This is a genomic window from Paenibacillus sp. FSL L8-0158, from assembly GCF_038592965.1.
In the GTDB taxonomy this organism is placed as follows: Bacteria; Bacillota; Bacilli; order Paenibacillales; family Paenibacillaceae; genus Paenibacillus; species Paenibacillus polymyxa_D.
Map to the genome: position 1 here is coordinate 5445010 of NZ_CP151949.1, position 21524 is coordinate 5466533.

The 21524-nt window shown below is 46.3% G+C and carries 23 protein-coding genes and 1 riboswitch; of the genes, 10 read left to right on the plus strand and 13 right to left on the minus strand.

Features of this window, described 5'->3' with window-relative positions; genetic code table 11:
• The first annotated feature begins 232 nt into the window (after positions 1-232).
• From NSQ68_RS24115 to metE, 4 genes are all read left to right on the plus strand, one after another.
• Positions 233-703 (plus strand): AbrB/MazE/SpoVT family DNA-binding domain-containing protein, encoded by a 471-nt coding sequence (locus NSQ68_RS24115; protein ID WP_307351208.1) that lies wholly within the window; start codon positions 233-235, stop codon positions 701-703.
• A gap of 294 nt (positions 704-997) precedes the next feature.
• Positions 998-2947 (plus strand): anaerobic ribonucleoside triphosphate reductase, encoded by a 1950-nt coding sequence (locus NSQ68_RS24120; protein ID WP_342427399.1) that lies wholly within the window; start codon positions 998-1000, stop codon positions 2945-2947.
• Entirely contained in the window at positions 2944-3441 is a 498-nt protein-coding gene (nrdG, locus tag NSQ68_RS24125; protein ID WP_342427400.1) for an anaerobic ribonucleoside-triphosphate reductase activating protein, read from the plus strand. Before NSQ68_RS24120 ends, nrdG begins: the two co-directional genes overlap by 4 nt.
• A 181-nt stretch (positions 3442-3622) precedes the next feature.
• Positions 3623-3819, plus strand: a riboswitch (cobalamin riboswitch).
• 160 nt (positions 3820-3979) lie between these two features.
• Positions 3980-6298, plus strand: a complete 2319-nt coding sequence (gene metE / locus NSQ68_RS24130; RefSeq protein ID WP_342427401.1) for a 5-methyltetrahydropteroyltriglutamate--homocysteine S-methyltransferase — start codon at positions 3980-3982, stop codon at positions 6296-6298.
• An 85-nt stretch (positions 6299-6383) separates the two neighbouring features.
• On the opposite strand, the gene NSQ68_RS24135 is transcribed toward metE, so the two are convergent.
• Positions 6384-6917 (minus strand): hypothetical protein, encoded by a 534-nt coding sequence (locus NSQ68_RS24135; RefSeq protein ID WP_342427402.1) that lies wholly within the window; start codon positions 6915-6917, stop codon positions 6384-6386.
• A gap of 382 nt (positions 6918-7299) precedes the next feature.
• Here NSQ68_RS24135 and NSQ68_RS24140 point away from each other — a divergent pair, with 382 nt between their 5' ends.
• The 5 genes from NSQ68_RS24140 to NSQ68_RS24160 all read left to right on the plus strand — a co-directional run bounded on the left by NSQ68_RS24140 (position 7300) and on the right by NSQ68_RS24160 (position 10490).
• On the plus strand, positions 7300-7629 hold the full coding sequence (locus NSQ68_RS24140; RefSeq protein WP_029518618.1) for a PadR family transcriptional regulator: 330 nt from the start codon (positions 7300-7302) through the stop codon (positions 7627-7629).
• The gene (locus NSQ68_RS24145; RefSeq protein WP_342427403.1) at positions 7622-8173 is read left to right on the plus strand and encodes a DUF1700 domain-containing protein; all 552 of its coding nucleotides are present in this window, start codon (positions 7622-7624) and stop codon (positions 8171-8173) included. The genes NSQ68_RS24140 and NSQ68_RS24145 overlap by 8 nt, the downstream gene beginning before the upstream one ends.
• A gap of 4 nt (positions 8174-8177) precedes the next feature.
• Entirely contained in the window at positions 8178-9029 is an 852-nt protein-coding gene (locus NSQ68_RS24150) for a DUF4097 family beta strand repeat-containing protein (RefSeq protein WP_342427404.1), read from the plus strand.
• 118 nt (positions 9030-9147) lie between these two features.
• Positions 9148-9867: a 3-ketoacyl-ACP reductase gene (locus NSQ68_RS24155; protein ID WP_307351193.1), complete on the plus strand. Its 720-nt coding sequence runs from the start codon at positions 9148-9150 to the stop codon at positions 9865-9867.
• Positions 9868-10052: 185 nt separating this feature from the next.
• Complete coding sequence (locus NSQ68_RS24160; protein ID WP_029518622.1) at positions 10053-10490, plus strand: AbrB/MazE/SpoVT family DNA-binding domain-containing protein; 438 nt, start codon at positions 10053-10055, stop codon at positions 10488-10490.
• Between the two features lie 69 nt (positions 10491-10559).
• Here NSQ68_RS24160 and NSQ68_RS24165 read toward each other — a convergent pair whose 3' ends face one another.
• Complete coding sequence (locus tag NSQ68_RS24165) at positions 10560-11018, minus strand: hypothetical protein (protein ID WP_342427405.1); 459 nt, start codon at positions 11016-11018, stop codon at positions 10560-10562.
• Between the two features lie 120 nt (positions 11019-11138).
• Here NSQ68_RS24165 and NSQ68_RS24170 point away from each other — a divergent pair, with 120 nt between their 5' ends.
• Positions 11139-11300, plus strand: a complete 162-nt coding sequence (locus tag NSQ68_RS24170) for a hypothetical protein (RefSeq protein WP_013312451.1) — start codon at positions 11139-11141, stop codon at positions 11298-11300.
• A 24-nt stretch (positions 11301-11324) separates the two neighbouring features.
• Here NSQ68_RS24170 and NSQ68_RS24175 read toward each other — a convergent pair whose 3' ends face one another.
• The 11 genes from NSQ68_RS24175 to NSQ68_RS24225 form a co-directional block, all read right to left on the minus strand.
• Positions 11325-12488, minus strand: a complete 1164-nt coding sequence (locus NSQ68_RS24175) for a nitric oxide synthase oxygenase (RefSeq protein ID WP_342427406.1) — start codon at positions 12486-12488, stop codon at positions 11325-11327.
• Positions 12489-12638: 150 nt separating this feature from the next.
• Positions 12639-13115 carry a Dps family protein gene (locus NSQ68_RS24180; RefSeq protein WP_039271713.1) on the minus strand — a complete coding sequence of 159 codons (477 nt, stop codon included), beginning with the start codon at positions 13113-13115 and terminating at the stop codon, positions 12639-12641.
• Between the two features lie 365 nt (positions 13116-13480).
• Positions 13481-15208 (minus strand): adenine deaminase C-terminal domain-containing protein, encoded by a 1728-nt coding sequence (locus NSQ68_RS24185; protein WP_342427407.1) that lies wholly within the window; start codon positions 15206-15208, stop codon positions 13481-13483.
• Between the two features lie 28 nt (positions 15209-15236).
• Positions 15237-16295, minus strand: a complete 1059-nt coding sequence (locus NSQ68_RS24190; RefSeq protein WP_342427408.1) for an ABC transporter ATP-binding protein — start codon at positions 16293-16295, stop codon at positions 15237-15239.
• Between the two features lie 16 nt (positions 16296-16311).
• Positions 16312-17100, minus strand: a complete 789-nt coding sequence (locus tag NSQ68_RS24195; RefSeq protein WP_013312456.1) for an ABC transporter permease — start codon at positions 17098-17100, stop codon at positions 16312-16314.
• 6 nt (positions 17101-17106) lie between these two features.
• The gene (locus NSQ68_RS24200) at positions 17107-17928 is read right to left on the minus strand and encodes an ABC transporter permease (RefSeq protein WP_013312457.1); all 822 of its coding nucleotides are present in this window, start codon (positions 17926-17928) and stop codon (positions 17107-17109) included.
• Between the two features lie 27 nt (positions 17929-17955).
• On the minus strand, positions 17956-18885 hold the full coding sequence (locus tag NSQ68_RS24205) for a nucleoside hydrolase (protein WP_307351176.1): 930 nt from the start codon (positions 18883-18885) through the stop codon (positions 17956-17958).
• Positions 18885-19958 (minus strand): ABC transporter substrate-binding protein, encoded by a 1074-nt coding sequence (locus NSQ68_RS24210; RefSeq protein WP_307351174.1) that lies wholly within the window; start codon positions 19956-19958, stop codon positions 18885-18887. Before NSQ68_RS24210 ends, NSQ68_RS24205 begins: the two co-directional genes overlap by 1 nt.
• A gap of 174 nt (positions 19959-20132) precedes the next feature.
• Entirely contained in the window at positions 20133-20477 is a 345-nt protein-coding gene (locus NSQ68_RS24215; protein WP_013373571.1) for a hypothetical protein, read from the minus strand.
• A 402-nt stretch (positions 20478-20879) separates the two neighbouring features.
• The gene (locus NSQ68_RS24220) at positions 20880-21191 is read right to left on the minus strand and encodes a hypothetical protein (RefSeq protein WP_250269812.1); all 312 of its coding nucleotides are present in this window, start codon (positions 21189-21191) and stop codon (positions 20880-20882) included.
• Positions 21192-21223: 32 nt separating this feature from the next.
• Positions 21224-21520, minus strand: coding sequence for a WXG100 family type VII secretion target (locus NSQ68_RS24225; RefSeq protein WP_342427409.1), 297 nt, complete (start codon positions 21518-21520; stop codon positions 21224-21226).
• Positions 21521-21524: the final 4 nt, after the last annotated feature.

The following is a 21524-nucleotide window of genomic DNA, read 5'->3' on the forward strand; positions in this document are numbered from 1 at the left end:
CCGTCATCTCCTTATCCCCTTTAAGAATATAATGAAAAGGCATACATGAAAGCGTTTTATATATCATAGCTAAAAAGGAGTAACCCGGCAACAATACCGAAAACATCCTATACTGGATGAAAGAGAGGCGCAGCATAAAGACAAAAAAAATTGCATTTTACCTTCAATATACAAAGCTAAAAATAATATTTTTTGGTATAATCAGGATATATCATTGAAGGAGGAAGCGCTAATGAAAAATACCGGAATGACAAGGCCTCTGGATCAATTGGGGCGAATTGTACTCCCTAAGGAAATGCGCACCACAATGGATATCAATATCGGTGATTCGCTTGAATTCTTCGTAGATGAAGAAGGATTTGTATTAAGAAAATACACGGGTGTCTCCTGCAAATTTTGCGGCGCGGTGGATCACTTAACTTATTTTCGGGACAGCTTTATTTGCGCTGATTGCATCCAATTATTAAAGACCGATGAAAATGTGCATGCCACAAGCAATGATGCTATCCAGGCTCAAGAACATACCCAGCCGATCCGAAACAACACGACGTGGCAGCCCAAGCAATCCAGAGTGCAGCAAGGTGAAATGGTAAAAAAGCTTCGCAAGCTAATTCAAGAGCACCCGAACCTGCCACAAAAAGTGTATGCAGAAATGCTCGATATCTCCCAAGGCCGGGTGTCCCAGTTGAAAAAGCTACTCTAAACCTTCTAAAATCTATATCTCAAAACCATACACAATGTACCGACGACCCTATTCATTTTTTTGTCACAACTTCGATTGCCAGGTATAGAGTAAGGCGCATATCTACGGATGTGTCCCTTACTCTATACCTGGCTTTTTCGTGTCGGCCGCTCCTGCCAATGTGACAATAGTCACATACTCCCGATGTATACGTATATACAATATATAGATCGAAACAATTGGTTATCACTAGATATCATCAATATGTTGTTTTTGTGAAAAATATATATATTTTACTATATGGAGGGTTTTACGATGAAAGTGCTGGAGGAACATCAATTATACGACATCGGCGAGCGGGTCATTGGGGCACAAGATCTGGACATGCTGCGGGAGAATGCAAATTTGAATGGAGAATCGTTCAGCGGCAAAATGAGCAAGCTTGGGTCCGAGTATGCCAAATGGTATGCGCGCCTGCGGGTACTTCCGCCTGAACTGACAGATGCTATCGACCACGGGTATGTATATGTTCACGATTTGGACCAATACGCACTCGGAACTACGAATTGTATCTTTATCCCTTTTGGCCGGTTACTACAAGACGGATTCAATACAGGCAATGGCTCTGTGCGCACACCGCAAACGATTATGTCCGCTATGGCACTAGTTGCCATCATATTCCAGTCTCAGCAAAATAGCCAATTCGGAGGTGTCTCCGCCAATAAAATAGATTGGGACCTTGCCCCATACGTTGCCCGGTCCTTCCGCAAGCATCTGCGCAAGGGACTTCGGCTGTTCGAGGAAGAGATAGAGTCCAGTCTGACTGACGATGAACTACATATGGCTAATCCCCATTTGCAAGAAGTCTGCCCTCGTTCATACGCATTCGCCCGCGAAGAGACGGAGACGGAAACCCGGCAGGCTGCTGAATCGCTCATTCATAACCTGAACACCATGAGCAGTCGCGCGGGTGGACAGATTCCATTCACTTCACTGAATTATGGAATGTGCACGTCTGCTGAGGGACGGCTTGTTACTCAATCATTGCTGGAGGCCACGATTCGCGGCTTGGGTAGCGGGGAAACTCCTATTTTTCCACAGCATATTTTCCAATGCAAAGAGGGAATCAATCAGGCAGAAGGCGACGTCAATTATGATTTGTTCTTACGGGCGGTAGAATGCTCTAGCAGACGGATGTATCCCAATTTTGTGAATGTGGATGCCACCTTCAACTTGCCTTTTTATCGTGCTGATGACCCGGATACCATTATAGCGACAATGGGTTGCCGTACCCGCACTATTTCTGACCGTTTCGGTAGAAACCGGCAGAGTGGCAAGGGAAATCTCTCCTTCAATACCATTAATCTGGTGCGGCTTGGCATTGAGTATGGTATTTGCACAGGCAAACGCCTGACACCTGACCGTGATCGCTTTGATGCGAGACTGGAAGAAGTTATGCGCATTGCGGTGGATGGCCTAATCCACCGTTATCAAATTCAGACCAGCCAGCCGGCCAAAGCCTCGGACTTTATGATGCGCGAAGGAGTATGGGAAGGTGGAGAAGAACTGGCGCCAGATGATAAGGTGGGGAGCGTATTAAAGCACGGTACGCTTTCGCTCGGGTTCATCGGGCTGGCTGAGTGCATGAAGGCACTATACGGGAAACACCACGGGGAAGATGATTTCGTATACCGCGAGGCACAGCGAATCATCACTTCCATGCGTGTGTATTGCGATCGAATGAGTGAATATCACAATTTAAATATTACATTGTTCGCTACGCCTGCCGAAGGTCTGTCGGGCAAGTTCACCTTGCTGGATCAACGTGATTTCGGGATTATTCCTGAGGTAAATGATCGAGAATATTACACGAATTCTTTTCATATTCCCGTGTATTACACGCTTCCGGCTGCTCGTAAAATCAGCTTGGAAGCTCCGTTCCATAATCTATGCAACGCTGGTGCAATTTCATACATTGAGCTGGACGGTAATGCGCGGAATAACCCGGATGCGTTTCTTAAAATTGTTCAGTACGCGCTGCATCAGAACATCGGCTACTTCTCCATCAACCATCCGGTGGATCGTTGTACGGAATGTGGTTATGAAGGGATTATCGGGACAAGCTGCCCCCAATGTGGCACAGATGAGGAGCACACACACTTTCAGCGCTTACGTCGGGTAACCGGATATCTGACAGGGGATTATACCGTTCGCTTTAATGCTGCAAAACAGGCAGAAGTTCGAGACCGGGTGAAACATAAGTGAATTTGTGTGGCTACATTCCGGAATCTCTGAACGAAGGGTACGGCCTGCGCACCGTCGTGTTCATTAGCGGTTGCCGTCATGCCTGTCCCGGATGCTTTAATCCAGCGTCGTGGAGCTTCCGTGCAGGTGAGCCATTCACACCCCAACGACAACAGGAAGTCATTCGTGACATCATGGATAATCCGTTGTTGGATGGACTGACTCTCTGCGGGGGAGACCCGTTTTTCTCAGCAGCAGAATGCTCGCAATTTGTGCGCGACTTCCGTGCGGCCTGTCCCGACCGAACCGTGTGGGCTTACACTGGCTTTGTCTATGAAGATCTACTCATAGATCAGGAGCGACAAGAGCTAGCGCTTTTGTGCGATGTGATTGTGGATGGTCGTTTTGTAGAACAGCAAAAGGACCTGACCCTTCCCTTCCGGGGCAGCCGCAACCAGCGTCTAGTAGATGTGAAAGCCAGCATTCAGGCAGGCTATACCGTTTCATTGGCTTAAAGTTAAGCTTACTCGGCATATGCTATATCTAATCTAGGACAAGTCTCCATCATGGGTGAGGCTTGTCTTTTTTTTTGCATATCCCTAACAGATTCCATTGCAGTTTCTATTGCGCATCCTGCAAGTTTCACTTATGATGGTGAACAAGTATACGAGTGCATAATTATTCGTCATACCTTAACCGCATAGCTTGGAGATAGGTGTCTGTTCTATTCAGATCAGGCTTAAAAGGGAAGCCGGTGCAAATCCGGCACGGTCCCGCCACTGTAAACGGGGAACTTTCAGCTGTTCATACAACCACTGGTCCACAGACCGGGAAGGGATGCTGAAAGTCATGATCCGTAAGTCAGGAGACCTGCCTATTTTAACAACATCGCAAGTACCTACGGAAGATAGGGAGGTGTTAAGAGCAGTCGCCGTATTTTTGATTTTTTAATCACGGAGGCATTCTTTCCCCTACTTATTTTTAACTCTGGGGGGAAGAATGCCTTTTTTGGTACGTAAAAATAAAACAGCCACCCACTAGGAGGAAAAGTACATGACCGTCATTGAATGGCCTGAATTGTCCGGCTTAATTAGCAGTAATCTGGGATATCCACGTATCGGCGAAAACCGGGAATGGAAGAAAGCACTGGAACGCTTCTGGAACGGCAGTATTAGCGAAAGCGAACTGCAAACGGAGATGAAAAGATTACGGTTGGAGCATCTGAGCAAGCAGCGTGACAAGGGGATTGATCGCATTCCTGTCGGAGACTTCTCCTATTATGATCACATGCTGGATACATCTGTGATGTTCGGTCTGGTACCCGAAAGGTTCAACCATCGTCCCGCAGGTCCGGTTCCTCTGTCCGTGTATTTCGGGATCGCTCGTGGACAGAAAGGAGCAACCGCCAGTGAAATGACCAAATGGATGAATACCAATTATCACTACATCGTTCCTGAATTGGCAAACGCAGTCCCGGTGTTCACTGAAAATAAACCACTACAGGCTTATCGTGAAGCAAAACAGGAGCTAGGCATTGATGGGAAACCGGTCCTCATCGGCCCCTATTCATTCGTTACCCTTTCCAAAGGCTATGATCGTAAGGAGCTTGCTTCTATTATAAGAACCTTCCTGCCTTTATACACCCGTGTCCTGTCTGAACTAGCAGCAGAAGGTGTTCAATGGGTCCAAATCGATGAACCTGTCCTGACCACCTCATTCCCAGTAGAGGATCTGGACATTATTCAGGAAGTCTATGAAGCTTTGACCCAAGCTGCGCCCTCTTTAAATATAATGCTGCAAACCTACTTTGGCAGCCTGGACCATTATGAGCGTCTGTCCGCACTTCCGGTACAGGGACTGGGTCTTGATTTTGTGTATGATGATGGCGAAAATCTTCAGCATATATTGCAGCATGGTTTCCCTAAAGGAAAAACGCTGGGCGCTGGGGTCATTGACGGGCGCAATATATGGCGCAGCGACCTGAACGCTGTGGCTACCCTGCTGGGTCAGTTAGCAGAACAAACCACTGCCGAGCAGCTTATCGTGCAGCCATCATCCAGTCTCCTGCATGTGCCAGTTAGTCTAGAGGCAGAGCACAAGCTGGATCGAGAACTGGTGCAAGCGCTGGCCTTTGCCGATGAAAAGCTTGAGGAAATCGCCGTCCTGACGGCTGCACTTGGCAAACACGATCCATCCACACTCACCAAGCTTGGACAAAGTGCAGATGCAGTAGCCCGTTTCAACAGCTCAGCGGCACGCGTACAGACAGCTGCTGATCTGGCTGACTTGCTGGCCAAAGAGCCTCTGTCACGCAGCGTTCCTTTCGCTGAGCGCCGTGAGATTCAGCAAAATAAGCTGAAGTTGCCTCCACTGCCTACGACGACCATTGGTAGCTTCCCGCAAACCGCCGAGATCCGCAAGGCCCGCCTGCACTATCGCAAAGGAGAATGGTCTGCCGAGCAATACCGGACGTTCATCCAACAGCAAATCAAGGAATGGATTGATATTCAGGAGGACATTGGCATTGACGTACTTGTACACGGGGAATTTGAGCGGACCGATATGGTTGAATTTTTTGGCGAAAAGCTGAACGGCTTTGCTTTTACGCAAAACGGATGGGTACAGTCCTACGGCTCCCGCTGCGTCAAACCACCGATTATATACGGAGACGTTTCCTTCGATCAGCCCATGACTGTGGAAGAAACGGCATTCGCCCAATCGTTAACCTCCAAGCCTGTTAAGGGAATGCTTACAGGCCCTGTGACCATTTTGAACTGGTCTTTTGAACGTAATGATATTCCGCGCAGTCAAGTTGCTTTACAATTGGCTCTGGCATTACGGGCAGAGGTAGAGGCACTGGAACAAGCGGGCATCGGCATGATTCAGGTCGATGAACCCGCAATTCGTGAAGGGCTTCCGCTGAAAAAAGAACAACAGCAAGCCTATCTGGATTGGGCGGTTCAAGCCTTCCTTGTGACCACGGCCACCGTTGAGCCTGCGACCCAAATCCATACGCATATGTGCTATTCTGAATTTCAGCATATGATTCAGTCCATCTCCGACATGGATGCCGACGTTATATCTATTGAAACTTCGCGAAGCCACGGAGAACTGATTGTCAGCTTTGAAGATCAGGTATACGACAAAGGCATCGGTCTGGGCGTGTATGATATCCACAGTCCGCGCATCCCCGATGTATCTGAAATGCTAAGTATGATCCAGCGCGCCCTGCGCGTACTGCCATCAGATTTGTTCTGGGTTAATCCCGATTGTGGTCTGAAAACCCGTACCAAGGAGGAATCTGTCGCTGCCTTGCGACAAATGGTACAAGCGGCTCAAGCAGCCCGGGCTGCATTGGCTGTATCCAACTAATTTTTTATCGTTTCGAATCAGCCTTCATTTTCACCATATTATGTTCCCCTTTCCGGCCCTTTCTGCTAAAAGCCGGGAAGGGGATTTATTCTAGGTCATATAATGTATAAGCGCCTTGAATATGCTCCATTTTCATCTGCTTCATATGTACGCCTAAGCCATGTTCTCGATCCCAAGAACAACTAAAATTCAAATACAGTTCATCCTTTGCAGATGAGTCGGAAATCAGTATAGACATAAGCTGTATTCGATTCAACAATTGTTCCGGCCGCTCCACATAAGGCGCATATTCATCCGGGTCCTCTCCCCATGTACTGTAAGCATTCCGGTACTTTTCCACGATGCCAGCATAATGATGGTGTATGGATTCCAACACTTGAGGATGGATAGCTGACGAGTATTCCATATACGTCTCCCATGTCTTTTTTTGCAGCTCTGTAGGTTCTTCTATAGTCTGTGCCTGTTCTTCGGAATCGGCTCCCACGATAAATTCGACTTCTACTTCCGAGAGCTGCCCGCAAAAATCAAGTTGCACTACACCACGCAGAACAATCTCTTCAGATACATCCCAAGACTCATCATCCTGTTCCAGTTCCATATACCAATGTTTCCAGTCCATTCTTCATCCACCTCTTCATAATAAGTAATCTTTAACCCTGTTGAATACTTTACAATCTATCATTTTAATGAATGAAATTAAAGCGGCATCCTATTTGTGCTTCCAGCCATATTTCGAGGAATTCCCAAATAAAATTACTTTTTTCTACAACATTCGCTACTCAATAAAGCCTCCAAGGAAGGAATTCTGCCCATTTTGACACAAATATTTTATTATTAAAAATTTAGTACCTTGCATTAATCAGTACATGATGTTAAATTATACCTGACTACTGTTCTATAATTAGTACCCGTGACAAATTATGCACAAACACACGTTTCTTTCCCTTATTCCGAACGACACCTATGAATTATTGATAACATCCAGGAAGGGAGCACCGCTCGTGAATGTGAACATCCAATTCAAAAAAGGGGTACTGGAACTGTGCGTTCTAGTTCTAATTGGACGCAAAGACCGTTATGGCTACGAGTTGGCGCAAGCCGTCTCCCGTCATATTGAAGTAGCCGAGGGAGCCCTATATCCACTGCTTCGCCGTCTGGTATCAGAAGGATACTGCACAACGTATTTACAGGAATCGACCGAGGGGCCTCCTCGCAAATATTATCGGCTGACCGATACTGGCAGTCATTATACAAGAATACTTACGCGGGAATGGAATGATTTTGTCCATAATGTCGCAAGCCTACTGGAGGAAGGAAATTCCGATGAATAGAAAACAGTTTCTTACAGAGGTGGAACAGCGTCTTTCTCCTCTCCCTGCAGAGGTACGCAATGAGCTGCTTAGTGATTTGAGCCAGCATTTTGACTACGGGTTGGTTAATGGCAAAAGCGAGAGTGAGATTGCCCATGAGCTGGGTAACCCAGAGGATATTGCCCGAGAAGCGTTGGATGATCCCCATGCAGCCTGGAACGCTTCTCCTCCGCTTCGCCAGGGCAGCTTCGCACGCAATATTTTTACTTTCTTAGGGCTGTTGTTTCTCAATTTGCTAATCTCCATCCCGATTATGGCTACCCTATGGGCAGTATGGGCTTCATTGGCCGTGGTATCGATCAGCTTCATTGTAGCCCCCCTTCTCGCTGTTACTGATTATGTGCTAAACAGCACCTTTTACCCGGCCAAATTCTTTTTCTCTATCACGTTGACGGGTATAGGTCTATTGCTGCTGCCTGGAGTACGTTATCTCTTACTCCTTATGGTCAAGAGCACAGTACGATACTGGAAATGGAATCAGACTACCCTGAGGGGAGCTTACTAACAACATGAATAAAAAGTGGTTTATTGCAGCAGGTCTGTGCATTGTCATCGGTGTAGCCGGAATGGTGGCCTACGGTGCCCCATGGAGTCAACAAGTCATGAAGGAAACAACTGCGATTAACAAAGAATGGACGTTTACACGTGGTCAGCTACAGAAGCTGAAGGTGGACAGTTCTGATGATGTCTCTATTTTGTTTACTCCTGGCTCTGGTGACCAAGGTACGATACGCATTAGTGGAGAAGTTCAGACAAAAGTCGCCGACCAAATTCATAATGCCCAAATTGAGAACGGTAAGCTTACCATTCAATCGGAGCCGGCCCCTTCCTTGTCATTCCTTTCGATCACTCCTGATTTGGATCAAACAATTACCGTAGAGATGCCCTCTGGCGAAACACTAACTGACCTACAGGTAGATGCACATTCAGGGAATGTAAAACTTCAGGATGCCTCCGTGCAGAATACTTCCATCACCGCTACTTCAGGCACCGCTGAGATTACAAACCTCCAAAGCACCCACCTGATCGCAAATTTGACGTCCGGCAATTTTATTGCCAGTCAGCTTGCAGCAGATATGGAGTTGAAGCTTACTTCAGGCGATGTTACCATTCGCGATTATAGCGGTAATGGTCTTCTCTCCCTAACCTCAGGGGAGACAAATATTACACAACGTGCCGTAGCCAACTTGGAAGTGAATGCTGATTCTGGTGACGTGAAGATTAAGCAAGCTCCCGATTTTAAAGGTGTTTATAATGTCCGCTCTGACTCTGGGAATATCAATACTCCCGAATCTGTTCCCGGTAGTGTGAACGTGATTAAGGTCGAAACCACTTCAGGGGATATTTATATTTCCAAATAGAGACCTCTAAATGAATGCCTCTCAGAGGCGAAGTTTGGTTCAATGAGTTTAACCTTGTATAATGTAACCATGTGCCCAGATGCACAACCACATTATAGATTAATAAGGAGGAGACTGGATGGAACTTAAGAATAAAACAGCTATTATTACAGGAGCCAGTAAAGGAATCGGTAAAGCAATTGCCGAAACTTTAGCTAAGGAAGGCGTTAACCTGGGATTAATTTCACGCACATTGACTGACCTGCAAAAGCTGCAGGATTCACTGGGAAGTACATACGGTGTGAAAGTGGTGAGTGCTGTTGCAGATATATCGGATCGCGCACAGGCCGCTGCCGCTGTAGCTTCACTGGAACATGAGCTGGGCGCTGTCGATATTTTGATCAACAATGCAGGCATTGCTACCTTTGGCACAGTCGCAGAGATGGACCCCGAAGAGTGGGAACGTATTATTCGCGTAAACCTGATGGGAACCTATTATGTCACACATGCTGTGCTTCCAAGCATGCTGGCACAAAAGAGCGGAAACATTATTAATATTTCCTCGACGGCAGGAGAACGAGGTTTTGCAACAGGTTCGGCATATTGCGCATCCAAATTTGCTTTGATGGGCTTCACGGAAGCACTGATGCAGGAAGTTCGCAAATCTAACATTCGCGTCACCGCGCTGACTCCAAGCACTGTCAATACAGAGCTGGCGGCAAACGCAGGATTGCCTATTGGTGATGAGGATCGCATGCTTCAACCGCAGGATTTGGCTGATCTGACATTAGCCGCATTGAAACTGCCTCCACGGGTTCAATTAAAAGTAGCCGGTATTTGGACAACCAACCCACAGTAATTCGACATGACATCTTAGATTTATTGGCTGTACAATGCTCCGGCAGACGTAATTGTTCGTCATGCCGGAGCTTTTTTTCAGCATAGTTATACCAAAACAAACTGTAATATAAGCGCTTTGTACTTCCAGCATATATACATACAATTCCTACAACTATAAGCGCATTTCAGGAAAGGGGAAAAATGATGAAGAACACAGGAATGACACGGCCATTAGACCATTTGGGCCGCATTGTGCTGCCCAAGGAGCTACGCAATTCTATGAATATTAATATTGGAGATGCCCTCGATTTTTTTATTACCCCAGAGGGACTGATGATTCGCAAGTATACGGGGGTTTCTTGCTATTTTTGTGGTGCCGTAGATCATTTGAGCTATTTCAGGGATCATCTGATATGTAAAAGTTGTATTGAAAATCTGAAGAGCGATAATCCTTCCAGTCACTTGAGTGAAGCACGTCCTGTCCAGCCCAAGAAAAGAAGGAGTTACAGAAATCAGAATGATCTCCTGAATAAACTAAAACAGCTCATGCAGGAGCACCCTAATGTATCTCAAAAAGAATTAGCCGAAATGCTCGAACTATCCCAGGGACGCGTGTCGCAGCTTAAAAAGCTACTCCTTTAGATCATCCGACCCGATCTCGTCTGTTATCATCAACAAAAAAAGAGCCTGACGGCTCTCGGATCATCTTCGTTACGCAATGTCAGACTGCTCCATAATCGGGACCCGATAGGCCTGCAAGGACTCGTCTATTACGGCAGAAATAAACGATGCTTCTATTTCAGGCACCAGCCTAAGCGCATAATTCCATGCGTTTTCTTCAATTTGCAGCGCAAGTCGTTGCAGGGTCCCTATCCCACTCTCTTGCTCCAACGCATCGGAGAGGTCCACTAATTCCGTATCGGCGGCGTGCCCGATCTCATGTGCAAGCACAACTGTAAAATACTCCTCAACTCGATCAACGCTGCCGAACATCTGTAAACACTGTGTTTCGATAACGTCCGTATACATGGTAATGGCGTGAGCATTCATGGCATATTTGCCCCCAATCAGCCTTCCACCAGGAAAACGCTTCTCCAGCTTGACTGTCACACCTATAGCAGCCCGTTCCAAAAGCTCAGCGACAATGCGCTCTGCCTGATATCTTTCCAACTTAGCTTCGCTCCTCAAACCAGGATATATAAAGTTATATTTACTCTAAACTCATGAAATCATGGATGTGTTCATACCATACACAGTACGATATTATACCTTTTTACAAAGGAGAATACCATGTCAGAAGATTATTATATAGGCTGGGGAACACTTGCCCTGATTAATGCCGGCTTGGCACAATCCAAAAATCGGAGCGGGCTAAATTGGTTTTTGCTCTCCCTATTAATAGGGCCACTGGCTACCCTATTTATCGTTGCATGGGATAAGCTGGAGTCCTAATCCAACATTAAGTCATTCCCATCCTTATCCAGAATGAAAAGGGCAGCCTTGGCGCTTCTGCTGAAGCACTGTATCTGATGCTGTATTAGCCTGTCTCGACATATACGGCTTCTCTTGAACTCCGAAATTCGGCTTCACAAGCCGATTATCGTAGGAACTATGAAAAATATGCGTTGTCGCCGGGGATAGCGGGGGGATCAGCCATGTCCAATTGCCTGTCAATGCGCGCCCGGCCTTGGCTTCCCGTTCCTCAAACAGCTTGAATTGTGCCGCTGCGGTATGGTGGTCGACAATACTGACTCCCGCCTTTTTGAAAGAATGCAGCACAGCAATATTCATTTCCACTAGCGCACGATCACGCCAAAGCGTTGTTTCACTCGTCGTATCCAGCCCCATCAGTTTAGCCACCTGTGGCAACATATTATAGCGGAAGGTATCCGCAAAATTGCGGGCGCCGATTTCTGTTCCCATATACCAGCCGTTAAAGGGAGCCGCTGTATAGATGATACCGCCAATCTCCAGCGTCATGTCCGAAATCATAGGCACGGCATACCAACGTAATCCCAAGGAAGCGAAACCCGAGATTTCTGGATGCTCAATGGCTACCTCCATTACCAAATGTTTAGGAATATCATATAGCTCGGGAGACCGCCCGCCTGCTTCCACAACCAGTGGCAATATGTCAAAAGGAGTCATCGCTCCTTGCCAGCCCATGTCTTTACAAGCCTTAGTAAAATCCACCGAGATCGGGTCCCCGATGACCCCTTGATCGGTTTCATATCCAGCGTAACGAATGAGTTGATGGTTCCAGATGCGGATATTCGGCTGACCCGGCTTGGAGGCCCGAAATACAGTAAGCGTTGGCTTAATTTTCCCGCCATTCGTTCCTATGCGTATATGCTCCAAAAGCTCGCTGAATACTTCCGTCGCATCTGACGCGCCCCGCGCATCCCTGACCAAAAGCTTGTCCCAAAATAAGCGCCCGATGCAACGATTGCTATTGCGCCAAGCCATGAGTGCCCCGTGCTCCAGCTCTTCGTACGTATGATCATACGTTCCCGTAGTCTCTATGTCGTGACGAATATTAATAAGCCGGGCCTCCGCTTCATCGCGGCTTCGGCCCAGCTCCTCATAACACGTATATATAAACTGCTCTGCTTCATGCAAAAGCTGTTGTTTCACTTCCATAACACACACCCCATCCCGGCAGCTCTATGACTCAAGAGCCTGTGGTCTTCCACGCCTTCACGTTATTATACTCCAGTGGCAGAGTGGAACCAACGGGATGTGTGTCTTGTTCACCTGATCTCCATATACATGGAAATATACCCCAATATATTATCCCAAATATGCACTCAGCATCCAGATATGTTTATCCATTGCTTCTCTCAAGCCGTTAAGAAGATCCTCTGTCGCTTTATCCTGTGCCGCTTCCGCTGCTTCCATCCCATTAGCCAGCTCAACAGTGATGGTTTTAAAATCAGCAACAACGGACTTCACCATATCCTCAGCTGTCTGCTCACCTGCGGACTCTTGAATAGCTGAAAGTTGCAAATGCTCCTTCAAGGTCGCAGCCGGACGGCCACCAATAGCTAACAATCGTTCAGCAATCGTATCTAGATTAGCTGTTGCTTCATTGTAAAGCTCTTCAAATTTAGCATGCAATGTGAAGAATTTAGGTCCTTTCACATACCAGTGGAAATAATGCAGTTTTGTGTACAATACAGACCAGGTAGCTACCTGACGATTCAATGCCTTGTGCAATTCTTGAATAGCCTCTTGTGTAGGTGCGTTCGTATGATTTAATGTACTCATGTTTAAAATCCCCTCTCGTTCAAATATAGTTGGTGTAAAGCTTGGATGCTCGTTAGCAGTAGTGTCTGATTTTCTTCAAAATTCCATGCGTCAATCCAATAAATCTTAATCAATTAATTTAGACTTAATCTAAATCCTGTTTTAATTATAACACTGTGACGATGTTTTTCAAGTCTTTATTCGGTTTTAATCATGAAGATTACGTGAATTGATTGTAAATCTAACTCTACATGCAATCGGACATCCACAATCAGGACTTGTTTATCTTTTATACATAGGTTACATCAATAGGAGGATAGAAGATGTTAATTTTGTCTGCTAAAGCATCAAAAAAGAGCCAGCCCGTAAAAGGGTCGGCTCTTTTATTATTCTTGTATCTCTGAAGGTTCCACAATTAAAGGTACAACTTTGCCAGCATTTACATCAATCAGGCCGTGATCGGTAATTTTCAAGGCTGGGCTGACCGGCAAAGAATGCGTACTCAGCGACATGATTGGATTGTAATGGCGGTAACCCAGCGACAGCAATGCTGAACGAAGCTCCTTCACATGAGCCGCAACCATTTCCAGCGGTCCTTCTGTTAAAATCCCGCCTACGGTTAACGGTAAATGGGACAGCACCTTGCCATTTTCAACTACGCAAAAACCGCCTTGGCTGGCAAGAACCGTATTCGCAGCCAGTATCATATCTTGCTTGTTATGCCCTACGACCAGCAAGTTATGGTTATCGTGCGAATAGGTGGTTGCCACTGCCCCACGTTTAATCGAATCTCCCCCGATCAAACCGTAAGCACGGTTGCCATTCTTTCCATACCTCTCAAACGTAGCAATCAGTCCATGTTCACCATGTTCCCATACCAGTTCCCCCTGCTCTACTTGTGCAGGTGCAATCCGTTCACTTGTAAAAGTAGAGCCATCTTTGACCATCATGACACGGCATTGATGTGTGCCATCAGCTACATCCAACTTTACAGTAAAATCCTGCTCCGTGAGCGGATTGAGCTTCACACTTTGATAAAAGTGGGCGGGAAAGCGGGATTTTATTGGTGCTTGATGGTATTCCTCGAACTTATCGAATACCTTGAGTCCGTCCTTATAGACTTGCTCCACATCAAATTGACCAAGATCCGACAGCAGTACAAAGTCAGCTATTTTTCCCGGTGCAATGGTTCCGCGGTCATGCATACGCATCCGTGCAGCAGGAGTAAACGTAGCTGCATAAATGGCATCCTCAGGCTCCATGCCCATTCCGATTGCTTTACTTACAATATGGTTCAGATGCCCTCGCTCTACGAAAGAGTCTGGCATCACATCATCCGTTACAAAGCAAAAATGCTGTGCCACATCTTCCTGAATAAGATAGTCCATCACTTCAGGGGTCATGGATTTTTCCTGGATTTCAATAAACATCCCTGCAGCCATCCGCGCCTTCATACCTTCAATACTTTGATGAGTATGGTCTGAGCCTATCCCCGCATAGATCAACTGATGCAGGTCCAGATCAAGCAACTGTGGCGTATGACCTTCAATGATCAGCTCCGGGTAGTGCTCACGAACATGGCGTAAGATGCGATTCGTCTTGCTCTCCGGATCACGAATGACATCCACATAGTTCATAATTTCACCCAGGCAGATCATTTCACCGGTTTGCAGCAGCGCATCAATTTCGGGAATACCGATCTCGCCTCCTGAGGTTTCGAGCGGCGTTGCCGGGACAGAGCTTGGGATGCCGTAGAACATATCAGCCACGCAATCCTTGCTGGCTTCCATCATTTCCTGAATGCCTTCCAATCCGAAGACATTCGCCATTTCGTGCGGTTCAGGTACAATCGTCGTTACCCCATTGCGAATCAGCCCATAGGAAAAGGTTGCCGGTGTCACCATTGTGCTTTCGATATGCAAATGGATGTCGATCAGGCCGGGAATCATATATTTCCCGTGCCCTTCGACAATTTCAGCAGCCTCGAAAGACTCCAGACCACGCTGACCGATATACATAAACTTGCCATCAAGTATAGCTACATTACCTTCTTCGAACGTCTTGTAGTAACTGTTATACACCTTAACTTGTAAAATCATTTTGTCTGCACGCATGATGTATCTCCTTCATCGAACCCGCTGATTATTGGACCAGCACCATTTTATCTGCCGGAAAATGCAGGGTAACCCGCTGACCACTCAGGTAAGGCGTATCCATTTCCTGATTAGCCGTAAAGTTGCCTTTCGCCGTTTCTACCACATACTGATAGCTACGCCCCAGGTAAGTACTTACCTTAATAATACCGGGAAGCTCATTTTCTCCTGTCTCGTTGCCTTCTGTTCGAATGACCAAATCATCCGGGCGAATAGCACCCTGACGAGCACCCGGCTGGACCGTACCCTGATTACGCGCTACGCCGAACGAAAGATCGCCTGTATTCAGTCGAATGCGATCCCCTTCTTCAGTACGCTCGTCAAAGCTTAGAAAATTATTAAACCCAATAAAACGGGCAACAAATTCGGTCGTCGGATATTTAAAAATGGTCGATGGAGCATCTAACTGTTCGATGTTCCCCTTATTCATAATCGCAACCTGGTCAGAAATCGAAAAACATTCCTCCTGATCATGCGATACGTATACAGTAGTGATGCCCAGTTCCTGTTGAATACGGCGGATTTCCACACGCATATTTACACGCAGGTTAGCATCCAAGTTACTCAGAGGTTCATCAAACAACAGCAGATCGGGTTCAATCACAAGCGCTCGCGCAATCGCAACACGTTGACGCTGTCCGCCTGACAATTCACCAGGGAAACGTTTTTCAAATCCCCTCAGGCTAACCGTATCCAGCATCGTCATAACGCGGCGCTTCACATCATCTTCCTTTACTTTGCGTAACCGCAAACCAAAGGCAACATTATCAAAAACAGACAAATGTGGGAAGAGTGCATAACTTTGAAATACAAAGCCGAAGTTCCGTTTATTCACCGGAACCCGAGTATAATCCTTATCGCCAAATAAAAATGTTCCTTGTTTAGCTTCGAGAAATCCTGCAATGAGACGAAGTGTGGTCGTTTTGCCACAACCACTCGGTCCGAGCAACGAGAGCAATTGCCCCCGTTCGAGCTGCAAATCGAAATCCTGCAAGATCAGTTGGTTGTCATAAGCGACCGATACGCGATCCAGAGTAAGCAGTGCCATAAGGTTGAAGCCTCCATTACCTTTTAGTGAAGTAAGACAATCCCATCAGTCGTTCAATCAAGAACATCAGGATACCGGTCAAAATCATCAGCATAACCGAAATCGCCGCTATCGTCGGGTCAAAATAATTTTCGACGTAAGTCAGCATTTGAATGGGCAGGGTGCTGAAGCCCGGTCCTGTCATGAAGACGGAAATGTCGACATTGTTGAATGATTCCAGAAAGGCAATCAGGATAGCCGCAATAATGCCTGAGCGGATGTTGGGCAGAACTACCTTGAAAAAGGTTTCCAGCCGTCCAGCCCCCAAACTAAGCGCTGCTTCCTCAATCGCAAAATCAAAGTTAGACAAACTGGATGCAATGACTCTAATAATGAACGGCAACATAATCACCGTATGTCCGATCAATAGTCCAGCATATACTGGTAAATGGTAAACAATGATCAAATAGCGCAGCAGTGTAAAACCAAGAACGATACCCGGTATAAGCAACGGAGAAAGGAACAAAGCATTCAGCGCATCCTTCCCGCGAAACGAAAAGCGACTAAGTGCATAGGCGGCAGGCATACCGATCAGCAGTGCCAAGATGTTGCCTAGCAGAGAGACGACAATGGACGTTTTGAACGTGGACATAAACAAATCCACTTCAAAAATATTTTCATACCAGCGCAAAGAAAAGCCCTGCGGAGGAAATTTTAATACCGTGCCCGGCTCGAAAGAAGTGACCGATATGATCAACAGCGGACCGAGCAGAAAGATGAAGACCAGCAGGCTAAAGAAGCCTAGTCCGTAATGTTTCTCCCGCATATCCACCTACCCCTTCGGATTGAGTTTATGGGCCGCCTTATTTAAGAGACCGACCACGATAAATGTAATAACAATCATAATTGTTGCAATAACAGAAGCTAAAAACCAGTCGTTTAGCGTCATCGCGTTCTGATACAAAAATGTAGCGATAACCCGCTGTTTTCCTCCAAGTAGTGCTGGTGTCGTATATGCAGTCAGGCTGCCTACGAAAACGAGAATGCTTCCAATGATCAGGCCCGGCACAGACAGCGGAAATACGATTTTACGAAATGCGCTGAATCTGGAAGCCCCGAGGCTCTGAGCAGCATGAACAAGATCACCGTCGATATTTTCGAGCACACCAATCAGTGAAATAATCATCAGCGGTAAAAACAAATGAACCAGACCAATAATCATCGCTGCCGGAGTATACAAAATATTCAGCGGCTCATCTACAAGTCCTAAACCGATGAGCACGTTATTTAACAGTCCCTTGCGACCCAGAATGACCATCCAGCTGAATGACCGCACCACCGGACTCGTCAATAATGGGAAGATAGCCAGCGCTAGCAGAATCCCTTTACGACGCGGGGCCTTTTGCGAAATATAATAAGCCGTCGGGAAGCCAAGTAATACGCACACGAGTGTCGTTACGACACTGACTTCCAGCGTAGTCAGCAATATTTTCAGAAAATAAGGGTCCTTGAAGAAATGGAGATAGCCTTCTAGGGTGAATGAGCTGTTCTGTACGAAGGTCGAACCGATCGTCAACACAATCGGAATGACCATGAACACCGCCAGAAAGAGCAGACCTGGCAGCAGCAGCCAATACAAGTATGTTTTCTTCATGGGTAGCTCCTTGCGGTTATCAAAATGTTATTCCTTGTTTAGCACCTGGATAAATAGCTCCAGAAAAGCTTCGCTGTCCACCTGTTCGCACACATTCATATTGTGGCTATGATTGAGGCGGTTCTGTACATCGCCCACTGTTTGTCCGTCACATATGCGACTGGAGGTTTCTACGTCGACATACAACAGCGAGGTATCGACTAACCTCGAATTCAATGCGACACCCACGGCAAGCGGGTCATGAAGCGCACAGGCTTTTACCCCGTTGCGTTCTTCATAACGCTTGGTATAAACGGCCGTGCTTTCAGCTACATAATTACGAATTGCTGGGCGGGTCAGACGAGCAATATGATCCGCAGTCAGCAGAGCCTTCCGTGTTACATCCAGTCCCACCTGTATCAACCGACCAAATCCTGCATGAAATACGATTCGTGCGGCTTCAGGGTCAGCATACATGTTGTACTCCGCTACAGGTGTAATATTGCCGCACCCGTGAATAACACCGCCCATAAAAATGACTTCATCGACGTGATCCGTCAGTTCGGGACACTTCAGCAGCGCCAATGCCAGATTAGTGAGTGGCCCGGTGCAAATGAGCGTCACTTCCCCCGGGTGAGCCATCACGGTATCAATAATGATATCCGGTGCAAAACCTTCGGACGCAGACATGGCTGGGACTACTCCACTCAGTGCGCCTCCAATGCCGTCTTCTCCATGGACACGATGCTCGTGCAGGCCTTTACGTATTAAGGGAGCCTCCGCCCCCCGATAAACCGGAATATCCGGTCTATCTAAAAGGTCGAGGATTTTGCATGTGTTCAATGTTGCTTGTTTAAGTGAAACATTACCGCATACCGTAGTAATCGCTTGGATATCCAGCTGACCACTTTTGGCTGCTAGTAAAATACCCAACGCATCATCAATGCCCGTATCTACATCTAATATAACCTTTTTCATTATTGTGCAACTTCCCGGTTCCAGCGATCTGTCCATGCCTTGATATGATCGTTAACGAACTTCATATCCAGCTTGGTCAGCTTGTTCACTACCTCTGTACCGTACGTAATTCCCTCTGTATCCGCACCGGACAGTACCACCTGCGTATTCACCGGGGAATCAACCTTTGCCTTGGCGGATTTTTCTTGAACTTCCTTGCTCAGCTGCCAGTTGATAAATTCCTCAGCCAGCTCCTTCTGGTCGGAGCCCTTCACTACATTAATCGTGTTCATTACTGCGTAAGCACCTTCACTAGGAGCTACAAATTTCGCTCCTGGCACAGCCGCCTGCAAATCTTTGAAGTACATTTCCATGATCGGACCGCCGGCAATTTCCTGCTGACTAAACATGTTCACGAACTCAGATGTTTTACTATAAAACTTAACGATATTCGGACTCAGCTCTTTCAGTTTTCCGAAGGCTTGTTCTTCATTAAACTCCTTACTCCCCGCTACCTTGGAGGCTGCATCTACCATCATTGGTCCGGCAGTCGCCGTAATATTCGGCAGAGTCACGTTTCCTTTGAACTCATTCCCCCACAGGTCAGCCCAAGAGGTCACATTCTTTTTCACCAGCTCCGGATTGTAGGCAATACCGAGACGCCCAACCGTATAAGCAGGACCATACTCCTCACCCAGCGGTGCTTTGGCAATATCATAAATTTGGTTCAGGTTCGGCACTTTGCTGCGATCCAGCTTCTCAAACAATCCCTGTTGAATTCCTTGTTGAGCATAATAATCAGACAGATAAATCAGATCGACGTCTGTGCTGCCTTGACTGATTTTGTTCAACCGTTCTGCGTTATTTCCAATTTCGACTACGATGTCAACGTTATGTTCCTTTTCAAAAGGCTCGTACACTTCTTTGTTAAAAAAGTCCTCGGAAAAGCCCCATGTTGAAATCACTAGTTTCTTTTTTCCATCAGCTGAGCCATCTTTTCCATCTGCCTGACCACCAGTAGCATTGCTGCCGCATCCTGCCAGTACCACAGATGCCAAGGTCACAGCCATAAATCCTTTAAACCATTTTTTCATATGAAACTCCCCCTGTTTTTTATTATGCACACCTTATGACACAAAAAAGAAAAGTACTCTTGTAAAACAAGAATACTTTTCTTCGTAAACAAAGAATAAGTTGATCCCGCTGCGCGTTATAACAGGTTCTCCCCTCAGATAGATCCGAAGCGAAAAGCCGAATATCCAATTTTATTAGGATTCCTTCAGAATGATGTTCGTAATAGCCCACTGCGTTGCTGAATCATAATCACGCAGTAAAGCTTCTATATCGAGCTCCATATCCTCAATCAGCTTCTCGCGAAGTCTCTTCTTGTACAGCATGGACATTCGGAAATCCACTTCCAGCTTCAAGCCGGGGGCTTCCACTTCCAATGCCGCCGAGCGTGGAGAACGCCGGTGCTTCGCCACAAAGGTAACAATGTTGTTCTCAACGGTGGCCCGCAGCAGCGTGGTCCCGAAGCCGAACAGTTCCTTTGAAACTTCATTGTAAATCTGGCACATCCGCTTCTTGCTTTCGTTACTGTCGAGCAGCGTCATGAACCCACCCTCATCAGCATATTACGTACAATCAATCTTTCAACACGATAGATTATACATAAATATACGATAAATAGCAAACAAAAATCCCTAATCCAATCACATATGATGCGAAAAAGCGAACAATATGTCGAACTTTGTAGCTTTTCAACATTTTTACACCTTTTTTAACTCATCTTCAAGCTTCCGAACGCTGCTATATTCGCCCACAGGGTAATTTAAGGTAGACTCCGGTAAATCTCTGGCCAAAGGTTTTATCGTCGTCATTCCAGAGGAAATTTTTTCCCTTCTATTATATATGTAGTTTTTACTTAAATGCATTTAACCGTACCCCGCGGGAGTCCCCTAGCGATTGTACGGTTTTTTTATGTTATGTAGCTGACTGGCCAGATGGGAACCCCTTCAAGAAAAAGCCGATTGAATCCACGAGGACACTACAAGAGTAGCCGGCCACAGCAGCATAAAGTTAGCAATAATATATGCCTTCTTAAAAGCATAACGATGATAAAAATACCAACAGCTCCATGATATGAATATTCCTATCGGGTAGCTCATTATGACATAGGCAAAAATATAACTGCTGAGATAATCTCCAGCTGTTGGTGCATCGAAAGAAAATACGACCACCATCAGCATGGCCGGATAGGCAAATAACGTTAAGCCATAAACGATATTCAATATAAGTAAAATGACAAATGCATTTTGATCTTTCATGATGTTCTCCTAACTATTGCAATCCGTCTGTATCACCATTGTGCAGCCCGCTTGCGTCTCTCCTCACGCCGATCAGCTTCTTCCATTTTGCGAATATAACGTTTCAACTGTTCTTTATGCTCGTCCAATTCTTGCACCCGTACCGTGGTTCCTTGGAGAAACGCCTCCATTTTACGTGTTAATTCAGCAGCTGATTCTCCCCGCCATTCATGCAGACGACCATGTATATTTCTCATCTGCTGTTCCTGATGCTGAAGTCTTTGCTTTAGCTGTTCGCATTGCTGTACAGCCCTCCGCAGATCCCCCAGGCTCAAAGATATTCTGCCCATCTCT